This is a genomic window from Mycolicibacterium moriokaense, assembly GCF_010726085.1.
GTDB classification, from domain to species: domain Bacteria; phylum Actinomycetota; class Actinomycetes; order Mycobacteriales; family Mycobacteriaceae; genus Mycobacterium; species Mycobacterium moriokaense.
The window spans coordinates 5,731,516-5,752,480 of record NZ_AP022560.1 but is presented as its reverse complement, the minus strand read 5'-3'; the positions used below and the strand labels follow the sequence as shown (position 1 = coordinate 5,752,480).

At 62.8% G+C, this 20,965-nt stretch carries 19 protein-coding genes; 12 read left to right on the top strand and 7 right to left on the bottom strand.

What is annotated here, in order from left to right:
- Positions 1-42 precede the first annotated feature (42 nt).
- From G6N43_RS27990 to G6N43_RS27975, 4 genes are read left to right on the top strand one after another with little or no spacing between them, the layout of a single operon-like run.
- Positions 43-1,554: an AMP-binding protein gene (locus G6N43_RS27990; RefSeq protein WP_163658253.1), complete on the top strand. Its 1,512-nt coding sequence runs from the start codon at positions 43-45 to the stop codon at positions 1,552-1,554.
- Entirely contained in the window at positions 1,551-2,999 is a 1,449-nt protein-coding gene (locus G6N43_RS27985; RefSeq protein WP_083150464.1) for an aromatic ring-hydroxylating oxygenase subunit alpha, read from the top strand. The genes G6N43_RS27990 and G6N43_RS27985 overlap by 4 nt, the downstream gene beginning before the upstream one ends.
- A complete protein-coding gene (locus tag G6N43_RS27980; protein WP_083150463.1) occupies positions 2,996-3,733 on the top strand; it encodes an enoyl-CoA hydratase/isomerase family protein in 738 nt (245 codons plus the stop codon). The genes G6N43_RS27985 and G6N43_RS27980 overlap by 4 nt, the downstream gene beginning before the upstream one ends.
- 31 nt (positions 3,734-3,764) lie before the next feature.
- Positions 3,765-5,285, top strand: a complete 1,521-nt coding sequence (locus G6N43_RS27975; protein WP_163658251.1) for an aldehyde dehydrogenase family protein — start codon at positions 3,765-3,767, stop codon at positions 5,283-5,285.
- 23 nt (positions 5,286-5,308) lie between these two features.
- Here the strand turns inward: G6N43_RS27975 and G6N43_RS27970 are convergent, their stop codons facing one another.
- Positions 5,309-5,980 (bottom strand): TetR/AcrR family transcriptional regulator, encoded by a 672-nt coding sequence (locus G6N43_RS27970; protein WP_083150461.1) that lies wholly within the window; start codon positions 5,978-5,980, stop codon positions 5,309-5,311.
- 375 nt (positions 5,981-6,355) lie between these two features.
- Between G6N43_RS27970 and G6N43_RS27965 the strand changes: the two genes are divergently transcribed.
- From G6N43_RS27965 to G6N43_RS27935, 7 genes are all read left to right on the top strand, one after another.
- Positions 6,356-7,102, top strand: a complete 747-nt coding sequence (locus G6N43_RS27965; protein WP_083150460.1) for an SDR family NAD(P)-dependent oxidoreductase — start codon at positions 6,356-6,358, stop codon at positions 7,100-7,102.
- 218 nt (positions 7,103-7,320) lie between these two features.
- Complete coding sequence (locus tag G6N43_RS27960) at positions 7,321-8,244, top strand: acyl-CoA dehydrogenase family protein (protein WP_234810059.1); 924 nt, start codon at positions 7,321-7,323, stop codon at positions 8,242-8,244.
- 34 nt (positions 8,245-8,278) lie between these two features.
- Positions 8,279-9,298: a thiamine pyrophosphate-dependent dehydrogenase E1 component subunit alpha gene (locus tag G6N43_RS27955; RefSeq protein ID WP_234810058.1), complete on the top strand. Its 1,020-nt coding sequence runs from the start codon at positions 8,279-8,281 to the stop codon at positions 9,296-9,298.
- Entirely contained in the window at positions 9,292-10,290 is a 999-nt protein-coding gene (locus G6N43_RS27950) for an alpha-ketoacid dehydrogenase subunit beta (protein ID WP_407664928.1), read from the top strand. Before G6N43_RS27955 ends, G6N43_RS27950 begins: the two co-directional genes overlap by 7 nt.
- 115 nt (positions 10,291-10,405) lie before the next feature.
- Entirely contained in the window at positions 10,406-11,644 is a 1,239-nt protein-coding gene (locus G6N43_RS27945; RefSeq protein WP_083150459.1) for a Rieske 2Fe-2S domain-containing protein, read from the top strand.
- A gap of 608 nt (positions 11,645-12,252) precedes the next feature.
- Positions 12,253-13,233: a Rieske 2Fe-2S domain-containing protein gene (locus G6N43_RS27940; protein ID WP_163658249.1), complete on the top strand. Its 981-nt coding sequence runs from the start codon at positions 12,253-12,255 to the stop codon at positions 13,231-13,233.
- A gap of 542 nt (positions 13,234-13,775) precedes the next feature.
- Positions 13,776-14,084, top strand: coding sequence for a 2Fe-2S iron-sulfur cluster-binding protein (locus G6N43_RS27935; RefSeq protein WP_163658247.1), 309 nt, complete (start codon positions 13,776-13,778; stop codon positions 14,082-14,084).
- A gap of 81 nt (positions 14,085-14,165) precedes the next feature.
- On the opposite strand, the gene G6N43_RS27930 is transcribed toward G6N43_RS27935, so the two are convergent.
- Both G6N43_RS27930 and G6N43_RS27925 read right to left on the bottom strand, forming a co-directional pair.
- Complete coding sequence (locus tag G6N43_RS27930) at positions 14,166-15,044, bottom strand: DUF4344 domain-containing metallopeptidase (RefSeq protein WP_083150456.1); 879 nt, start codon at positions 15,042-15,044, stop codon at positions 14,166-14,168.
- 79 nt (positions 15,045-15,123) lie between these two features.
- On the bottom strand, positions 15,124-16,371 hold the full coding sequence (locus G6N43_RS27925; protein ID WP_083150455.1) for a hypothetical protein: 1,248 nt from the start codon (positions 16,369-16,371) through the stop codon (positions 15,124-15,126).
- Between the two features lie 247 nt (positions 16,372-16,618).
- On the opposite strand from G6N43_RS27925, the gene G6N43_RS27920 reads away from it, so the two are divergent.
- Positions 16,619-16,945 carry a hypothetical protein gene (locus tag G6N43_RS27920; protein ID WP_163658245.1) on the top strand — a complete coding sequence of 109 codons (327 nt, stop codon included), beginning with the start codon at positions 16,619-16,621 and terminating at the stop codon, positions 16,943-16,945.
- Between the two features lie 15 nt (positions 16,946-16,960).
- Here the strand turns inward: G6N43_RS27920 and G6N43_RS27915 are convergent, their stop codons facing one another.
- The 4 genes from G6N43_RS27915 to G6N43_RS27900 are packed head-to-tail and all read right to left on the bottom strand — an operon-like array spanning position 16,961 to position 20,963.
- Positions 16,961-17,653, bottom strand: a complete 693-nt coding sequence (locus G6N43_RS27915) for a helix-turn-helix transcriptional regulator (RefSeq protein ID WP_083157842.1) — start codon at positions 17,651-17,653, stop codon at positions 16,961-16,963.
- Between the two features lie 20 nt (positions 17,654-17,673).
- The gene (locus tag G6N43_RS27910; protein ID WP_083157841.1) at positions 17,674-18,069 is read right to left on the bottom strand and encodes a nuclear transport factor 2 family protein; all 396 of its coding nucleotides are present in this window, start codon (positions 18,067-18,069) and stop codon (positions 17,674-17,676) included.
- Positions 18,070-18,120: 51 nt separating this feature from the next.
- Positions 18,121-19,596, bottom strand: a complete 1,476-nt coding sequence (locus G6N43_RS27905) for an APC family permease (RefSeq protein ID WP_083157840.1) — start codon at positions 19,594-19,596, stop codon at positions 18,121-18,123.
- Entirely contained in the window at positions 19,593-20,963 is a 1,371-nt protein-coding gene (locus tag G6N43_RS27900) for an FAD-binding oxidoreductase (protein WP_083157839.1), read from the bottom strand. Before G6N43_RS27900 ends, G6N43_RS27905 begins: the two co-directional genes overlap by 4 nt.
- Positions 20,964-20,965 lie beyond the last annotated feature (2 nt).

The following is a 20,965-nucleotide window of genomic DNA, read 5'->3' as shown; positions in this document are numbered from 1 at the left end:
CTCCCGGAGCAGGCTGACGCGAACGGTGACTCCCTGTGGCTGATGATCGAGGACCGCGAATACACCTTCGGGCAGGCAAACGCACTTGTCGGTCGCTATGCTGCGGGATTCGCGGAAATCGGTACCGGGCACAGCGATCGAGTCGCGGTGATGATGGACAACAGCGAGCAGTACATTTTCACCGCGCTCGCGTTGGCGCACTTGGGTAGTATCCTCGTGCCGATCAACACCGCCTACCGGGGCGAGTTTCTCACGCGTATCCTCCAGGACTGCGCACCATCGTGTCTGGTTATCGACGAGAAATACGGCGAGCAACTGTCGCGCGTCGTCGCGTCGATTCCGAGTGTCAAACGCATTGTGGTCAACGGTAATCCGGAAGTGATAGATGCGGATTTCACCCTTTACAGCTTGGACGAATTGGCGTCTTCGTCGGATCGAGTGTCCTCATCGATCGTGTCCTACTCGGACACCTTGTCGATTACGTTCAGTTCGGGAACGACTGGCCGTTCCAAGGGTGTGATCCAGAGCAATGCGTATTGGTACAACGCGGCGATAGCAATGGCAATCGGCCGTGATATCCGCGAGACCGATGTCTTTCATATGTGCACGCCGCTATTCCACTCCGGGGCTTGGCTTTTGAACGTATTTCCGTCCCTGATATTCGGGCTACCGGTCGGTATTCAGCCGCGATTCTCAGTAGGAGACTACTGGTCTAGCGTGCGCGCTTACGGTGCCACACAGCTGTTCACGCTCAGCGCGATGCATATATGGCTGTGGAACCAGCCCGCGACGGACACAGATGCAGACAACCCGGCGCGAATATGGACCGCGGTGCCGTTGCCCGGTGATCTTGCTGCGCCGTTCAAGAAGAGGTTCGCTTTAGAAGCGGTGCTCGCGGCCTATGGCAGCACCGAGGCAATGCCGATAACGATCGGCAATGTGAACAAGTCGACGAAACCGAACTCGTCCGGTTGGGCCCAGCCCTACCTCCAGGTCGAAATCGTCGACGAGCACGACGTGATTCAACCGCGAGACACCGTCGGGGAGATCGTCGTCCGCCCAAAGGTTCCGGAAGCGATCTTCAACGGCTACTACAACCTGCCTCAGGCGACCATGAATGCGACCCGCAACCAGTGGCTGCACACCGGTGACCTCGGCCGCATCGACGAGGATGGCGAACTTTTCTTCGTCGATCGCAAGGCCGACTATCTACGGCGTCGGGGGGAGAACATCTCGTCGATGGAGGTGGAGGCGGCGGTACTCGCTCATCCCGACGTCGAACAGGCCGCAGTGCACAGTGTCCCTGCAGAAGACTCCGAAGACGAAGTGAAACTCTGTGTTGTGCGGCGTCTCGGTTCGACACTGACACACCTGGAGTTGGCCGAATTCTGCGTCGATAACCTGCCGTACTTCGTCGTGCCCCGCTACATCGAGTTCCTCACAGAGCTTCCACGAACACCCACCGAGCGTGTCCAGAAGTACCTACTCAAGGAACGCGGTGTCACCGAGGCGACTTGGGATGCGAAAGCGGTCGGTTGGGAGGCACGCCGATGAGTCCTGACAGTCCTGCCGATACCGCGCGCGACCCCGACCGAGCCGATCCATCGTGGGCCCGCAAGGCCGCGCGGGCTCATGCCCGAATCGAGGCGATGCTCGACCTCGACCGAGGCGTGGTTCCGGAGCAGCTGCGAACCACATCGTTCACGACGCAGCGAAAAGAACCGTTGGAAGTCGAGCGCTATGTATCTCGGCAGTGGCACGACCTCGAAGTCGACAAGGTATGGAAGCGGGTATGGCAGGTTGCCTGCCGCGAAGAAGAGATCCCGGAGCAGGGCGACAGCGTCATCTACGAGATCGCTTCGATGTCGCTGATAGTCGTTCGCACTCAGAGCGGTGCCATCCGCGCGTTTCACAACACCTGCCTTCACCGAGGTCGTCGCTTGTTGGACAAATCGACGTGCGTGTCGGCGCTGCGATGCCAGTTCCACGGGTTCACCTGGAGCTTGGACGGAGAACTCATCAGTGTGCCCAGCCGATGGGATTTCGACGATGCCGAGCTGTGCCGTATGGCACTACCGGAGGCCAAGGTCAGTACTTGGGAAGGCTGGGTGTTCATCGCGATGGATGAAGATGCTCCGCCGCTAACTGAATACCTGGGCGGCTTCATCGACCATTGGAAGCCGTGGCCCATGTCCGCCCGGCGGATATCGCGGCACATCGTCAAGCATCTGAAGTGCAATTGGAAGGTAGCGCTGGATGCCTTCATCGAGTCTTATCACGTGATCGCCACCCATCCGCAGCTGCTGTTCAACCTCGACGACGTGAACACCCAGTACGACATCTATCCGGGTGAGGACCACTTCAATCGGATGATCACACTCCAGGGCGTCTCCAGTCCACATCTGGGCGAGCCGATCGGTGAACACGAAATCCTGGCGTCGCTGTTGAATTCGGATGGCCAGCCAGCTATTGCCGAGGGTCGTCGCGCGCGTGAAGTGCTCGCCGATATCGTGCGCCGAGATTACAGCCGCACGGCCCAACGCGAAATCGACGTCAGCGATTCGGAGGCCATCGACGCCATCCAGTACTACGTGTTCCCGAATTTCGTTCCATGGGGCGGGCTGTCACCCATCGTCTATCGCTTCCGACCGCTGGGTGACCGGCCCGACCGTTCGGTGATGGACGTGTACTTGATGGCCCCTCGCCCCGAGGGGCAACCGATCGCCAAGCCTGGGTCCCCAGACGTGCTCGACTTCGACGACGCGTTCAGCTCGCTGCCGAATTTCGGCCGCCTCGGGCTCATCTTTGACCAGGACATGGCGAACCTCGGTGAGGTCCAACGCGGCCTCCTCGGCTCAGTTCGTCCCAATCTCGTGCTCGCCGGCTATCAGGAAAGCCGGATCAGGCATTACATGACGACCATGGACAAGTACTTCGGGTTCCACCCGTCAGAGACGGCCCCGGAAGCTTCTTGCACGAATTCACGGAGAACCGAATGAGTCAATCTGCCGACGTCGCCGTATGCAAGGACGGCCCCATCGGGCGAATTGTGTTGCAGCGAACGGACAAGCACAACGCTCTCACATCGGGGATGGTGGCCGCGATCGCCGACAGCCTGCGCGCGCTCGAGGGCGATGACGAAGTCAGCGTTATCACGTTGTCGGGCGAGGGGCCCTCCTTCTGCTCGGGAGGCGACCTGCGCGAGCGGGGGCCGGATGCTGCCGGATTCGGCCAGGTATGGAAGATGCTCGCCGGCGGTGTCGATCTGGTCGAGTCGATTGAGCAGAACTCGAAGGTGGTGATCGCCAGGGTGCATGGCCACGTGCATGCCGGTGGCCTACTACTCTCGCTGTGCGCTGACTTGACCGTCGCCGCCAGCAACGCTCGGTTTCGGTGCCCCGAATTGCTACGCGGACGCCCGGATCCCTTCATCCCCCTGCGCTTGGTGGAGAAGATCGGCCGTGAGCGCGCCGCTGATCTGATGTACACCGCGCGTGAAATCGATGGCACCGAGGCGCAGCGAATCGGTCTTGTTGCACGCTGCGTCGCAGAGGACGAACTCGATGCTGAGCTCCAGCGGGTGATCGCCGCGATTCTGGAGACCGATCCGCCGAGTCGGACGGCGTGGAAAAGAATGCTTCGCGCGCATCGCTCGACAGCCAATGCGTGGGAGTTCGCCTCGCGCTTCACATCCGAGGAGACGGCGAAACGGTCCTACGGCTTCCAATCGTAGGAGCCCAGAACCACAGATTCGGAGGAACTCGATGGATGTCCGACAGTACGAGCTCTATATCGCCGGGCGTTTCACACGCGGGACCGGTGATGCGACGTTCGACAGCATCAACCCCGCAACCGGCCAGACTGTTGCCACGTTCGTCGATGCGTCGGAAGCCGATGTCGCGGCGGCTATCTCCGCCGCGCGGAAGGCCTTCGACAGTGGGCCATGGGCGAGGATGCCGGTGGCAGAACGGGCGGAAAGACTCAATCGCGTCTTGCACATCATCGGTTCGCGCATTCCAGAACTCGCGCAGATGGAGTATCAGGACAACGGCGCGACCGTGCGTCAGGCAACCTCGTTCATGGTGCCGGGTGCCTTGGCCTTCGCGATGGGCATGACCGACTTAGCGACATCCTTTCCATTCCAGGAAGGCATACCGGTGACAACCGGTCCAGCACCGGTGGGCCCGTACGGCGCATACACGCTGAAGTACGAACCGATTGGGGTCGTCGGCGCAATCACCCCGTGGAACGGTCCGCTAATTCTCGCGATGTGGAAGGTCTGGCCGGCCTTGCTGGCCGGAAACACAGTGGTGCTCAAGCCCTCCGAGCTCGCATCATCGACCGCGTCAGAGTTGGCGAAGGCGTTCGCCGAGGCCGACATGCCGCCGGGTGTGTTGAATGTGGTGACTGGTGGCGGCGCCGTCGGTGCGGCGTTGGTGAAGAGTCCTCATGTCGACCATGTCAGCTTCACCGGGGGCACCGAGACCGGTAGACAGATCGCCACTTACGCTGCATCGGCCAATTTGAAGCGCCTGACCCTCGAGTTGGGCGGCAAGAGCCCGGCGATCGTGCTCGACGATGTGGATCTTGACGTGGCTGTCGACGGCGTCGTGTGGTCCACACTGTTTCTTTCGGGACAGATGTGCACCTGTGCGTCGCGGGTGCTGGTCGACAACAAGATCTATGACGAGTTCGTCGGGCGGCTCGTCGATCGAATCGGCAAACTGGTGGTCGGTCCAACCGACGACATGTCTACCGATTTGGGTCCGGTGGTCTCGCAGCGTCAGCGCGACCGCATCGAGCGCTATGTGCAGATTGGAATTTCGGAGGGTGCGGTCGCCGCATTGGAGGGTGGGCGGCCCTCGTCGCCTGAACTCGCCGGCGGCACTTACCTTGAGCCGACGGTCTTCGTCGATGCAACTCCGGCGATGACGATTTCTCAGGAGGAGATTTTCGGGCCGGTGCTGGCGGTGATGAAGACCGAGAGTGATGACGACGCGGTGCGTATCGCCAACGACACGCCGTACGGACTCGCTGCTTCGATCTGGACCTCCGATACGCGGCGGGCGCTGACGCTCTCGGATCGCCTTCGCTGCGGCACCGTGTGGATCAACGATCACAACATTATTTCGCCGTCGATCCCGTTCGGGGGGTTCAAGATGAGCGGATTGGGCCGTGAGAACGGCGTGAGTGGATTCAAGGAATATCTGGAGCAAAAGGCGGTGTACCTCGACTTGACTCCATCCCCCGAGCAGCACATGTGGGGCCTCGTCGCGCCACGATAGGTGCGCCTCCGGCGACGCTGGAGCTAGCGGGCGGTCGTCGAGAACAGCGTGCCACGCACCAGGCGGTTGAAGGTCTCGATCGCCGAGCGGTGGCTCTGTGTGGAATTGGTGGCCGCGTATTGGGAGAAGCCCTCCATCACCGCGGTCAGTAGCGCGACCACGGATTCCGGCTGCACGTCGCTGGCGAGTTCATCGTTCGAGCTGCGCACGAGCTCTTCGAAGAAACTCTGCATTGCCCGAAACTCCGCTCGGACCTCGTCTTTCAACGCGGGATAGCGGTGTACATCACTTTGAGCGACGGACAGGAAGGCTGCCATCGAGGGATCGTGCGCGTGTTCGGCGCTCGCGGCGTTCATCATCGCCGCAATCTTGTTGGGTAGACCCTCGATACCGTCGACGGCTTGTTGGAACGATTTAAGGACCCGCGAGTACACATCACGGAACAGCGTCGCGAACAGGTCTTGTTTGGTGGGGAAGTAGTAGTAGAGCGCGCCGATCGTGAGTTCGGCGCCCTCGGCGATCGACTTCGTCGTGGTCCCGCTGTAGCCGAGTCGGCCGAACTCATGTCGAGCTACGTCGAGAATGCGAGCGCGGGTCTCCATCGCGTCTCCGGCCGGTGGCCTACCGATGGAATTGCGCCGCGGTGGTCGGCCCTCGCTGCCACGCGGACGCGCTGACTTTTCTGAGTAAGCCATGGCTCAATTCTATGCACAAATATCCGTTTCAGCGTTAGCAAGGCCCCCGCGGCTCCGACCCGGTACTGCGTGCGGCTCGCTGCCTGGCCGCGAAATGCCCTAGTCGGTGGCCCAATTCGAGCATTCGGCCGGGGCTGTCGGGCCAGCGTGCGGCCTTCGAGGGGCCACTCGGTCCATTGACAATACTAAGCGCATAGTTAATACTGGGTCCCGCCGGCATTTACCGGTGTGCGTCGGCCCGCAGGTGAGGAGTGATCGTATGCGTGACACGCGACCCGACCGCCGTGCTGAAACGCCGCGCCAGCGGTGGGGCCGCTAGCGCGACAAAGGAACTCTTCGGAATTGTGGGTGCGGTGCGTGAATGGCGCTGACGACATGAATTCGGTTGATGACAAGCGTATCTCGCTTGTTGTCGGCGGAATCAAGGGCATTGGCGCGGCGACCAGTCGGCGGCTTGCCCGTTGCGGGCCCGTCTTCGCGACATATCTGCGTGACGAAGCTGCGGCGACTCGGTTTCAGGAGTCGGCCGGCCGTGAGGGGCTACCGATCCGCACGATGCAGGCCGACGTCAGCTCCCGTGAGGGGGTCATCGCCTTGCTGGCCGAGGTCGCGAAAGCGGCTGGGAGGGTCGACAACATTGTCTTCTCGGCCGTGAACGCGCATCTGTGCCAGAGCCTGGAAGTTTCCGAAGATGCGTGGTGGAAGGTGCTGGAGACGAATACCGCTCCGTTTCTTTGGCTCGGCCAGCACATGCCGAGGGTGTCAGGTCAAGGTGGCCGGCTCATCGCGCTGACATCACCGTTCTCTCGTCGCTACGTCGATGGATACGGAGCGGTCGGACCGTCGAAGGCCGCGCTGGAGAGCCTGGTCGTTTATCTCGGAGTCGACTTGGCGCGGTATGGCATAACCGTCAACGCTGCGTCGGGCGGACTGATCGACACACCGTTGATGCGGTCACTCGTGCCGGAGAACCATATCGGCGCCGTCGCGCGGCGAACTCCGCTCAAGCGTATTGGCACTCCGGAGGATTTCGCGGGGCTTATCGCATGGATCGCCAGCGCTGAGGCGTCGTGGATGACGGGCCAGATCGTCAGTCTGGACGGCGGATACTTCCTGCGCTGAGCGGGCTGCACGAAGGGAGCGGTCCATATGGACCTCGTGTTCACACCCGAGCACGACGAGCTTCGTACGACCTTGCGGGCGTTTCTCCAGAAGTACTCGGGGGAATCGGACGTGCGGGCCGCGATGGAAACCGTCGAGGGCGTCGACCGCTCGACCTGGGAGGCACTGGCCAAGGACCTCGGCCTGACTGCGCTTGCGGTCCCCCTGAATTCGGCGGCATGGGCTACGGCGCCGTCGAAACCGGAATCGTCTTCGAAGAGATGGGGCGGGCGCTGTACTGCGGACCGTACTTCTCCGTTGTGGCGTTGGCGACGAATCTGTTGCTCTGTTCGGGGGATTCGGCTGCAATGCAGCGCTATCTCCCCGGAATCGCATCGGGTGACTCGATCGCTACGCTGGCAGTTGCCGAGCCATCCGCACGTTGGGATCTTGAGAGCATCAAGGTGTCGGCGACGCAATCCGGTGAACGGTGGTTGTTGTCCGGAGAGAAGATGTTCGTGACCGACGGGCTGATCGCCGACTTGCTGCTCGTCGTCGCCCGATCGCCGCGCGGTGTGGGCGTATTCGCCGTCGAGGGCAGCGCGCACGGTCTTACCCGCTCCGGCCTGGGGACCGTTGACCAGACGCGCAAGCAGGCACGGCTGGTCTTCAGTGATACCCCCGCCCAGCTCGTCGGCGACGACGGAGCCGGGCGCGACATCGTCGGCCGGGCCTTGGACTTCGCGGCGGTCGCGCTGGCCGCCGAACAGGTCGGTGGGGCGTCGAAGGCCCTGGAGATGGCTGTCGAATACGCCAACACGCGCCAGCAATTCGGACGCCCGATCGGGTCGTTCCAGGCCATCAAACACAAGTGTGCCGACCTACTACTCGAGGTGGAGTCGGCGCGATCTGCGGCGTATTTCGGTATGTGGGCCGCGTCGAACGACACTGACGAACTCCCTGTAGTGGCAAGTCTGGCGAAGGCGTTCTGCTCTGAGGCCTACTGCAGGGCGGCGACCGACTGTATTCAGATCCACGGCGGTATCGGCTTCACGTGGGAACACCCGGCCCATCTCTACTTCCGGCGGGCGATCGGCACGCGTGCGCTCCTCGGAGATCCCGACTACCACCGCGAGCTCATGGCTCAGCGGCTGCCCGTCTAGGCCTTCACAGATGGACAACGACAGGAGTGAACCGGTGGCAACCTACACCCAAGCGAGCATGGACGGACCGAGTACCGATATGCCGTCGCGCGAACAGCTGCTGCAGATGTATCTGACGATGCGCACCATCACCACAGCGGACGAACGAATCAGCGCCGAGGCGCGGGCAGGCACGCTGCAGGCCACCTTCTATCCGGTGCGGGGCCTCGAGGGCGTGTGCGCAGCCCTCGGTATTACCTTGGATTGCAACGATTTTCTTGTCTCGACATACCGCAATCTCGGCGATGCCGTCGCAAAGGGCACCGAGCTGCGTCGGATAATCGCCGAGGAGTACGGCCGTGCGACGGGAGTATCGCAGGGCAAGGGTGGTCCAATGCACTTGCACGATGTGTCAGTCGGTTTCATGGCCACGACGGGCATAGTAGGGGCGGGGCTGCCGATCGCGGTGGGACTGGGCTTGGCCACACAACTCGACGGCGGCCGTCATGCCACCGCTGTCACCTTCGGCGACGGCGCCACTTCGATCGGAGCGTTCCACGAGGCCATGAATCTGGCTGCGCTCTGGGAGCTGCCCATCGTGTTCGTGTGCCAGAACAACCAGTGGGCCGAGCACACCGCCCTCAGTGACTATGCGGCCAACACCGACCTTGCAGCGCGTGCGGCCGCATACGGTATGCGGAGCACTTCCGTCGATGGGTTCGATCCGATCACGACCTGGCGGACATTGCGGACCGCGGTCACCGTTGCGCGTGCCGGGCTGGGCCCGACGTTCGTGGAATGTCGAACGTATCGACTCGCCGGCCATACCGGGGCAACGGACTACTCGTATATGCCTGCGGCCGAACTCGACTCGGCGCTGAAGCGCGATCCGGCGCCAAGCTTTCGCAGGTGGTTGCAGAGTGCCGGCATCTTCGATGCCGCTGAGTTGGACGACCTGGACCGTCGCGCCCAGGAGACGGTCGACGATGCCTTCCAGTTCGCGTTGGACAGCGAGCCGCCACAACGCGAACAGCTATTACAAGACGTATTCGCGCCGGAGAGGAACGCATCGTGACCGCCCCGGAAGACGTTCGTGTGGCGCGCATGTCGATGGCCGCCGCCATCAAGTCTGCGCTGCAGGTGGCGCTCGAAGCTGATGAGAAGATCGTCCTGCTCGGCGAGGACATCGCCGATCCGGCGGGCGGCGTCTTCAAGGTGACCAGCGGCCTGTCGACCAAATTCGGCGCACATCGAGTGCGGACGACGCCAATCGCAGAGCAGGCGATTATCGGTGCGTCTATCGGTGCCGCGCTGGCTGGTTACCGACCAGTCGCCGAAATCATGTTCTTCGACTTCATGACGGTGGCGATGGACCAGCTTGTTAACCATGCAGCGAAGCTGCGTTACATGTCAGGCGGCGCGACTCCCGTACCGCTCACAGTGCGGACCACCGTCGGCAGCAGCCGGTTCGGCGCGCAGCACGCCCAGGAACTCGAGGCGTGGTTCATGCACACACCGGGACTGAAGGTCGTTGTGCCGTCGTCGCCCGCTGAGGCGAAAGGCCTGCTGCTGTCATGCATTTTCGATCCGGACCCGTGCCTGTTCGTCGAGAATTCGACCCTCCTCTTCTCACCGAAGGAGGAAGTGCTCACCGGCGACTACCGCATCGAACTGGGCAAGGCGACCGTCAAGCGCGAGGGCCTGGATGTGACGGTGATGGCATACGGATCGAGCGTGCCGGTGGCTCTAAAAGCGGCCGACGGGCTGGCCGAACACGGGATCTCCCTTGAGGTTATCGACCTGCGGTCGCTTGTGCCCCTGGATATGCCGACATTGATGTCCTCGGTCGCGAAGACCAAGCGGGCGATCGTGATGCATGCCGCGACCCGGTTTGCCGGCCCCGGCGCCGAGATCGCCTCTGCGATCACCGAGGAGCTGTTTTCCGAGCTGCACAAGCCGGTGGTCCGCCTGGGCGGCGCGTACGCACCGGTGCCGTTTGCCATGAGCTTGTCGGTATATCCGACGGTCGATGATGTCGTTTCGGCAGCGACGGAGCTCATGCGGTAGCAGACTGATCCATCTCATCAACGTTTGAGTTCCGGCCACGTCGAGCGTGACCTTGACACCCTATCGGGCGATTAATAATCTAAGTCATCACTATATATGTGGGAGCGAGGAGCCGATGACCACTTCAAAGGCCGTGCGCGTACCGAAAACATCGTCACCGAAGGCGAATCCGCGCGATCGGTCGGCTGATCGCGAGTCGGAATACTCGACGCTCAACGCTGCCTATCCGAGGTCGTGGTGGCTGGTGGCGTTCTCGTGTGACGTGAAGCGTCGCCGTGTCGTGCCGTTGCGCGTCCTCGAGCGAGACGTCATTTTTTGGCGCGACGAGCAGGGAACCGTCCACTGTCAGGCGGCACACTGCCCACACCTCGGGGCACACCTTGGCTACGGTGGCGAGGTGGTTGACGGCGCCGTGCGGTGTCCTTTCCACGGCTGGCGTTTCGACCCGACAGGTGCTGTGGCCAGTCAGCCGGGGCCGATCGCTCCCCGAAAGAACGCATGCCTACCTACTTACCGTGTCGTCGAACGCCACGGCGGCCTCTTCCTGTGGAACGGCACGGGCACTCCCGATATCGACTTTCCGGACTTCCTCGCATTCCTGAAGGACCTGAACGCAACGCCAGACGACGTCACCTTTGCCCACCACCGGTGGTTCCTGCCCTTCCCGGCTAAATGGTTCGCCGAGAACTTGTGCGATGGCATGCACTTCGCAATCGCTCATGACACTGGTAACTGGGGTACGACCATCGTGCACGGTTCCACTCCGACCGTGATGGAGATGGAGAACGCAATCTACGAGCGACGTGGTTGGTGGAGTTGGGAGAACATTTGGCGCCGTTTCATCCGACGAGAAATGATCAACCTGCTGACGCCGGTGTCGGACAATGTGATGTCCACGTGCTGGGGCGCCTCGGTTCACTTGGTCCGCTTCGCCGGGCGGCCGCGAATCCTCGGCACCATCATTGCCTGCTGGCTACCGGTCGACGCTGATACCCATTACGTCATGGACATCACCCTGGTCCCGCGTATCCGAATCCCGATCATCGGCCGCCAACTGGAGCGACTGATCGGCTTCGTGGCCGGACTCGGCAACTGGTCGACAGCGATCCAGGACGCCGGCCTCATGATGCATCGCGAAGAGCCGGAGAATCCGCCCTATACACGTGAAGACAAGGGTCTCATCCAGTTCCGGCGATTCTGGGACTCTCGAATCGTCAGCGATGTACAACTGGCCGGCGACAACCTTCGAAGCAACGGTGCTCGGGCGGGAATCCGGGTTCGCGGTCGTGATGCGACCGTGGCCGATCACGAGAAGCTCGAGGGCGGCGCGACAACGAATGGGGCCAGCGCATGAGCAAGATCGTCACGACGGTGCTCGCCGCTAGCGGATTGTTGATCCTGTGGCGACGGCGATACGGACCGACAAGCCTCCGCGCACTTGCAAATAAAGAGGGCGTGACGACGTGGAGCGCCTGGCGCAGATCCAGGCTCAACGCCCGTCGTGATTTGGGCAGGCGCACCTAGCGGGCGTCGTATTCGGCGGACGCCACCAGCACCCACAACCACCGAGGGGCGCATCATCGGCTCGGCGAGTTTGCGCTGCCCGATGCCGTCGTCGGTGCGTCTTCGCAAACTCTGGCCAACCACCAACCTTGCATAAGAGTATTTACCGCTATATTATTTCAAGCGCTTACTTAGTTAATTGGTTCGGCGACCGATGCCGTCACTGCAAGCCGTGCAGGAGGGACCTGTGTCGCACACAGAAACGCCGGGTACGACCCGTCGGCACCTCCGCATTTCTGTCGAAAACCTGGCCGCTCGTCCAGACAACCGGGATATTTCTCAGAAGAGACCAGCACCGAATTTGGTCCACCGAGGAGCCGCGCCGAATCGCCTTCTGCCGACAGGCGGCATGCATCAGCAGCCGCCGAGTGAACAGTGTGACGTCGAAAGGGGATATGTGTGATTCGCCAAGGTTGGCCACACCAGTCCTTTCCATCCGGCTGGTTCCAGATCGGATGGTCCGCGGATTTCGCGCCAGGCGAGGTCCGCTCGGCGCGGTATTTCGGTAAGGACTTGGTAATCGCCCGCACAGAGTCCGGCACTGCTTCGGTGTTCGACGCCTACTGCCCACATCTGGGTGCCCATATCGGTCTCGGCGGCAAGATCATCGGTGAGAATCTGGCATGCCCGTTCCACGGGTGGCAGTTCGATTCCGACGGCCGAAATGTCCTGGTGCCCTACAGCACCAAGGTGAGCAAGTGCCGGTTACGTAGCTGGGCGGTGGCCGAAGTATCGGGCCTGATGCTCATGTGGCATGACCCTGACGGCACCGGACCAACGTGGGATGCGCATGCCGTCGCCGATCGTGTTCCTGATGTCGACGCGCGCGGTGCCGAGTACGTCGCCGGGTATCCAGACGGCGCACGGCGCTGGGAACGGGTGCATGTTTACCCGCAGATGATCGTCGAGAACATCACCGACCCCGCGCACTTTCATTGGGTCCACCACGCCGACTGGATAACACGGGTAGAGAACTTCTCCGAGGACGGGCCACAGTTCAATGTGCTGCACACGATGCAGTTCGCACCCAACGAGCCCAGCAAGTGGACGCTTGATATCCGTACTTACGGGGTCGGCGTCATGACGGGCACCTTCCGACGTGAGGACGAGATTCAGTTCGTCGAGGTCCAGGCGACCACACCGATCGACGAGGAGTACTCCGACGTTTGGGGCACCATCTGGATGAAGGCGCCCGACGACGGCAGTGCAATCACCGACGAGATGCGTGGTGTCATCGCAATGCAGCACGAACAGCTGGAGCGCGACTTCTTCATTTGGGAGAACATGCGATACGTGCCCGCGCCGCCATTCGCCCCCGAAGAGGCCGGGCCATATCGCGCGCTGCGCAGGTGGGCGGGCCAGTTCTATTCCGACAACTGATTCCGATGCTCCGATGGGGCTGGACGCCGTGTGACAGAACGAGTTCCATCCCAGCTATCCGAATCTTCGAAGGGAGACTCGATGCCTGGCAGCGCCGCCGGTCCCGAGCTGGACTTCGACCACTGGGATCCATATCCCACGTTTTCGGAAATGCGAGCACGTGCGGATGAGTGGTGGCACGCGTTACATTGTCCGACAACGTCATCGGCGAGCAACTGGAACTTGCGCGCAAGGCTGTCGCCAATTGTCCGGAACGTGCTGTTCACCTGATTGGAGAGCATGACTAGGCGTTCGCCGAGAAGGCGCAGATGACACCGGCGGCACACGGTCTTTCGCCGCATATCGGACGCTGACGAAAAGGCAAGGGGAGCCGAGTGATCGAGCGTCGGACCCACGCCGCAACCGACTGCGGTCGGCAGATCCACGCTTCCAGCAGCAGTGACGCACTCGCGGGACGGTCATCTTCCGACGAGCACGACGAAGCTATCGACCGTCGTGCCGAGACACGGGCGACTGTGTGCCCTGACACCGCAGTGGCCCACGTGACGCTCGTGACCGTCGAACCGTCAGGGATTGAACTCAGTGTCGAGCCAGGTGAAACCCTTATGAACTGTGCCGTGCGCCATGGCTACTACTGGCCCAACGTATGTGGTGGCATAGGCAGCTGCGGGACTTGCTTTGCCGTGATCGTCAGCAGTACCGGTGGGCTGCCACCGCCCAGCGCGATCGAGGAGGTCGGACGCCGGATGGTCGCGATCGGTGACGAGCGTCAATCGATCCGCCTGGCCTGTCAGATGCGACCGGTTGGTCATGTGGTGGTCTACAAGACTGGAGTCCGACCGCTTCTCTGAGGGTCTTCGCCGTGTTGATGGCACGAAAACGTTCTTTGACTTTGACCGGTATGAGCTGGACGTCGAATCGGGGTCTCGCCGTTACTTCCAATGGGGCTCGAGCAGTGTCGACCAGGCTTGGTCGATCTGCTCCCACTCTTCGGGGCAGCGCTCCGCGCGGTCCTGGGGTAGTTGACCGTTCGCGACCAAGTCGCCGTTGGCTTCGGGATTGGATCCGTAGATCCAGCATTCCAAGTTGTACACGCGCTGCAGGTTCAGTGAGTGTTCGTCGGCCATGTCTTCCGCGCTGAACTCCGTCTGCACTTCTGCGAGGACGGCGAAGGCGCGCGCGAAGTCCTTCACCGCGTCCACCGACTCCGGGTCCTGGCCATCCTCGCCCGGCGTCAGAAGTAGATAAGCCGCGGCCTGGTCCGCGGCGTCTTCCTCGCGCCCGGTGATCGGCAGGTCGTAGATGCTCGTCGCCATGTGGGCGAGCTCGTGATAGAAGGTCGTGTACTCGGAGCCGAGTGCTGATTTCAGGGGATCGGAGTCACCCGCCTTGGTGAACGCATCGAGGGACCAGTCGGTGTCTTCGTAGCACATGGTGATGGCGTTGTCGGACTCACTCCAATAGGCGTTCGGAGTACCGCATTGCGCTCCGCGCAAAGTGACGTCGTGGGGCAGGTTGAGCGATTCGTTCACATCGTCAGCGAGATCTTCGAGCATCTGATTTTCTTGCTGAATCTTCTTGCCGTTCACTGCTTCAGGGGTGTCGGCGTCCTCGTATACGACGATCATCTTTCCACCGGAGCCGCCGTCGGCAGGCGCCTCTGGGGCTGGGCCGTTCTTCGAATCGACGGTTTGGTCCGCCGACTGCGCCGCTCCCGACGACCCGGGAGATTCGGCTTCCTCCTTGGCGCCGCCAGCACAGCCGGCTAGTACCAACGCGGCCGCCAACACCGGAACAATTCGATTGCGCATCGCTGTCTCCTCATCAGTGACCTGGGAATTGACACGGTCGCAGATTCCGACCGCGAAGTAAATGGCAGTAGAGCGTGGGCTATTCGGAGTCGGGGTAGGCAACCGCATCCACGATGCCGCCGCCGTTCACGTCTGCGCCGAGCAGCACGGTCGAGGTGCCCGATGCCGGGTCGTAGTCGAGTAGCGATTCGCCGCTACCGCACGCCTGCGTCGCCTGGAGCTGCAGCCGGCCGTCGGTGACACCGAGCACCCGGATGCTGTGCTCTTCCTCCACGTCCGGCACGGACACCGGGGTGGTCGTGCCGTCTTTCGGATTGAGCTTCGCGAGGTAGATGTAACCGCATCCGCCCGCCGCTTGGACGAACGTGCCTGCCGGAACCTGCCAGGCGTTCAGGTCGGCCAGATCCGGGCCGACGGTTCCGTCGTTCTCCGCGGTGAGCGGTCGCGGCGCTGTGCCGTCGATGGGGACGAGCCACAGCCGCGAAGAGCTGAATTCGGCTCCGTAGCAACGGGTCAGGGCGACGTCTTTCTCCCACCACCGCACCGGCGTGCAGTCGGTGGCATTTGGAATCGCGAGATGGTCGCCCGGGGTTCCGTTGTTGCCCATCAGCGACAGACCGTTTTCGGTGCCGAGCAGCAACCGGGTGCCGTCGGGTGTGGAGAGGACCGAGGCGTTGAACTCGCTGCCGAGCTTGTCCACCGGATATGTCAGCTGCTGCTTGCCGGAAAGGTCGACGCGCGTGAGCGATGCGGGGCTGTCGACGTCGTTCGATTTCACCAGCAGCACCGCTTTGCCCTCGGGCTGGGTGTAGCGCGGGATGACGGAGTAGCCGCCCTTGACCGGGAACGAGGTGCGCTCGCCGGTGTGCAGATTGACCTCGATGACGGTCAAGTCGTCGCCGTGTCGATAGAACAGCGCGCGGCTGCCGTCGCCCGACCAGTCGGCCAATACCGGTAGCGAACCGTCGTCGCCGGGCGCGGCGAACGTTGTGATCGCGTAGCGGCCCCCGTCGGGGTTGACCAGGTACAGCGTCGTCTCGGCGTTGTAGGGCGTCGGCTCATCCGAAGAGAAGTCATCGCCGGGGTGGTTGGGTGACGCCGCGTTCCACATCGCGAGCATCCAGCCCGGTCCTACCTCCGCCCAGGGGATGGCCTGGATCGACGCCTCGGTGTTGTGGGCGACCATCTCTGCGGACGGGGTCGGCGACGGCGACGCGGGCAGGGTAGGAGTGCCGGACTGCGCGCCCGGGTCCGTTGACGACGAGCATCCGACCGCGACTACCGCCGCCGCTGCGACGACCGCTGCTTGACGCAAGATCTTTTGCATGTGCGTTCCCTTCCAGTTGAGGAAGGGTCCGTCGGAGACCTTGAAGGATTCTTGACGAATTCTTGGAACCGGCCCTGCGCGTGCCCCCGCGTCGGGGACAGTTTCGGAGCCTGAGCGCGTTTGCATCATTTGACCCATACGTGGTGTAGCAAACGCATCTTTCTCCCGATGTTGGGGCCTATATGAGGTCCATAGCTTTGTGATCAGCCGGTTCACCCCGGAACAGACCACCAAAAGCAGGGACATCATGACCACCACCGCAACCACCAAGATCGCCCTGGCCGCCCTGGCCGCCCCGATGATGACCGCCCTGGCCATTGGCCTGGCCGCCGCCGCGCACGCCGACGCCGACCCCGCCTCCATCGACGGCGCAGCCCCCTCGGCCCCCACCGCCCAAGACACCATCCTCGACTTCAAAGACCAGGGCTTCCGCGTCACCGTCAACACCACCTCCGACGCCCCGCTGACCAAGTGCTCGATCATCTCCACCCACCAGGAACGCCACCAGCACCACGGCAACACCAACGGCCTGGTCACCGTCTACGTCGACGCCTACTGCCCACCCAACGCCTAACCACCACAACCAATTTCAGCCGAGTCGTCGGGTGCGCCACCGCGACAGATCCGCGTCCAGCACCGCAGGATCGCGTTCGGGAAACACCTCAGCAGTGATCTCCAGGTGCCGGATGCGGTCGAGGTGAAATCCGCGGATGCCTTCGCGCAGCCGGCACCATCCCACGAACATCCACGAATCTCCTCCTCGCAGCAGACCCATGGCCTCCACGTCCCGGGTGGTATGGGTCTTGCCGTCCTCGGAGGAGTAGTCCAACCGCACGACCCGTCGCGCCGCGATGGCCTCGGGAATGAGCGAGACTGCCGCCTCCGACGGCGGCTCGGCGTCGATGACGAACATCGATGCCAACGCCTCATCGATCGGCGCGAGCTGATCCTCGCGGCTGACCGCGAGGACCTTCGCCCGCGCCCGCCGCGCCGCCGCGCCATACGGCGAGTTCTCCACCAGGCCGAGGCCCGCGAGCACCGCCAGCGACTCCGGCACCGTCAGATTCAGCGGCGGCAGGGAATGTTCGCGCAGGATCGAGTACCCGCCCGACACCCCATGGTCGGCGTAGATCGGGACACCCGCCAGCTGCAGCGACTGGATGTCACGCTCGATCGTGCGCTTGGACACCTCGAACTCCTCTGCGAGCCGAGCGGCCGATAACGGCCGGCGGGATCCCCGAAGCAGATCGACCAACGCGTACAACCGCTCGGCTCTCCTCATGAATGTGAGTCTCCCCGGTCTCAGGTCAGATGCGGGCGCGTCCCGTTCACCGACCACACTTCGCGGATCAGCCCATCGTCGGTGAAGTCGAAGACATCGATCCCGCCCACAGCCATCTCGCCGACTTCCATGTTCCAGAGCATCCGCCCATGCGCGCCGTCCACCGCACGCGAGACTTCGGTGAACACCACACCCGGATGCCCCTCCCGCCACCGATCCAGAAACCGAGCGAAACTGTCCGCGCCGAGCACGTCGTCGAACGGGTTCGAACCGTCGGCATCGGAGACCAGGAAGCGAATCCGGAAATCCGCACTGCAGATCCGACGCGCGATCTCGGGATCGGTGTTCCACATTTCCAACCACAGCGACAGCGCCGCATCGGCAGCAGTCGAGATTGTGTTCGTGTTCTTGTTCATGGCACCAGCGTCAGACACCGCCGCGACAACGGTATGTCGGTGTTTGCGCGGCTATGGTGCAAAGAATGAAGGCGAGTCTTCACCCGGCTCGTGCTCGAGGACGTCGCGGTTGAAGAACAGCATCTTGGCGAAGTAGACCCCGCCGGTCAGGATCAAGCCGAGGACGATCAGGTCGGGAACCAATGCGTCCGACGGAGACACCAGCGCCAGCAAGGCCAACGCCACCCAGATCACCGCCGCGACGGCCACCGGCAACTCGTAGCGCCCGAGGCTGAACGCGCCTTCCTGGCGGCCGAGGCGTTTCCGGACCGAAAGGTAGAGCACGACGATCCCGCCATAGATGAGAGCAGGCAGCAGCGTCGACCCGATGATCAGTTGCAGCAGGGCGGCACCGGGCAGCGCCAGCATCAGGATGACGCCGATCGCGAAGATCAGAAGTGTTGCCAGCACCGGGGTCTGGGTACGCGGATTGACGCGGCGGAACACGCCGTGGGCGGGGAAGCGCGCGTCGCGGGCCATGGCGAACGCCAGTCGCGCACACGACGCCATGATCACCGTGCCTGCGCCGAACATTGCGAATGTTATGCCCGACAGCAGGATTCGCTCCATGACCGGACCGAGCTGCTCGCGGATGATCGTCGCCACCGGGGACGCGCTGTTGGTCACCGACGGGATGTCCTTGACGGCCACTGTGAGCGTGCCGATGAACAGCAGCCCGAGCACGGACGACGCCACCACGGACAACACGATCGCGCGCGGCACACTGCGGAACGGGTCCTTGGCTTCCTCGGCCAGATTCGCCGCGGAGTCAAAACCGACGAGTGTCGTTATGCCCACGATCATTCCGGCCATCAGGGCGCCGCCGATCGCGAAGTAGTGGGGATCGCTGGCCGCGACGCCCCGCGAGACGAGGTTGTCCATCGTTCCGCTGCCACTGAACGCCATGACGGCGATGAGGCCGATGATCAGCACGGCCAGGATGACGAGCTCGAGGCCCACGGCGGCGGATGAGACCATGCCGAGCAGTCGCGTCGACGCGATGACGAGGACGGCTTCGATCAGCAGCAGCGCGACCGTGAGCAGCCGTGCCGCATGCTCGCTCGGCTGCATACCCAACAGGGGCATGAGTGCCTGGCTGGCCAGTGCGTTCGTCATCGCTACCACGGCGATCGCCAGATACCAGAACGTCAACCAACCGAACCACCAACCGATCTTGGGATTCGCCAGCCGTGAGGCCCACTGGTAGGACGAACCGCTGAGCGCGATGCGAGCCGCGAACTGTGCCACCACGAGTGCCACGAGGGTCTGCCCGATTCCGGCAAGGACGAACAGCCAAACGCCGACCGGTCCGGAGCTCTGCAGCATGGCGCCGTAGGTCGCGAAGATGGCGACCAGGACCGAGATGAACGCGAACGAGATCGCGAACGTCTGGAACGGCCCGAGGGTACGTTTCAATTCCGGTGCGTAACCGGAACTCCGAACCGCGTCGTCAGCGCTGCGGACGTCGGGAATCTTCTCTGTCGTCATGGTGAAACCTGCACGCTCTGCTCGTAGTTGAACACGTTGTCGGGGTCGTACTTCGCCTTGACGGTGCGCAGTCGGTCCACGTTGGCTCCCCAGTACGCGGCCTCCCATCCCGGCATGCCCGCATTGGGCACGTTGACATACGCCCCATTGACGTAGGGCTGCAACGCTTCACCGAACTCCTTGATCCACGCTTCGCATGTCGCCGTCAACGGGTCTTCCGAGGCGGGAAGCCCACCGCGGGTGCCCCAGCCCGCGCCTGGCTCGGCATAGTAGAGTGCGTTGCGGTGGACAAAGGCCGAGCCGTCCGCCGGTTCGCTGTCCTTGACGGCCCCGCCGAATGCGTTGGTGAAGTAGTTGGACTCCGGGGTCGGCGCCTGCGCCATGAACGACTTGACGATGTTCACGGCCTCCGCTGGATATGGCTCATAGATGAACTGAGAGAGGAACTTCCAGTTCGCCAACTCGTCTGCGGGCGGTATCTGGAACCCTGCGTATGTGTCGGCCCAGTTTGCATCCGTCACGACGACATTCGGCTTGCCGACGGACAGGATCGGCGACAGCAGGCTTTCCGCTTCGGACTCTGATCCCGACGCCAGCAGGGCGATCAAGACGAACTCGTCACGGCGGATTTCGAGCTGGCTCGTCAAGCGATTGTCGGTGTACGGTGCGGACTGCTGCCACGCCTCGTACACCTCCGACAGATCGTCGAGTCCCGTCCACGTCGCGGTGACGTAGATGGTCTGCGTCAACGGATACGTGCGGTACGTCAGCGTGGTGACGATGCCGAAATTGCCATTGCCCGCGCCACGTAACGCCCACAGCAGATCCGCGTTGTTCTCTTCGTCGGCGACGATCGTCTCGGCCCCGCTGCCCGCCGGTGCGACGACGATCTCCGCCGCCAACAGGTTGTCGGATGCCATGCCGAAGTTGCGAGTGAGCAGACCGAAGCCGCCGCCGAGCGTCGCACCGACCAGTCCGACAGTTCCCTCGGTGCCGGTCGGCGCGGCGCAACCAGCCGCCCCGAGTGTGGTCACCGCCTCCAACTGGTTGAGCCCGGCGCCGACGGTGGCGGTGTTCGACGACGTGTCGATTTCCGCCGACTTGATTCGGCTCACGTCGATGACCAGACCGTCGTCGATGGAGGACCAGCCCTCCAGGCAGTGCCCACCGCTGCGTACGCGAACCGCAACCTCGTTCTGTCGTGCCCACGAAAGGGCGTTGACCACATCCTGCGTCTCGTTGCAGTACACGATCGCTTCGGGGCGATGACGGAACAGATGGTTGTAGCCGAGTCGTGCGGCGTCGTAGCCCGAATCACCCTGCCGGACAACGTCACCCGTCAAAGTAGTGTTCACAGTGGTGCCCATCG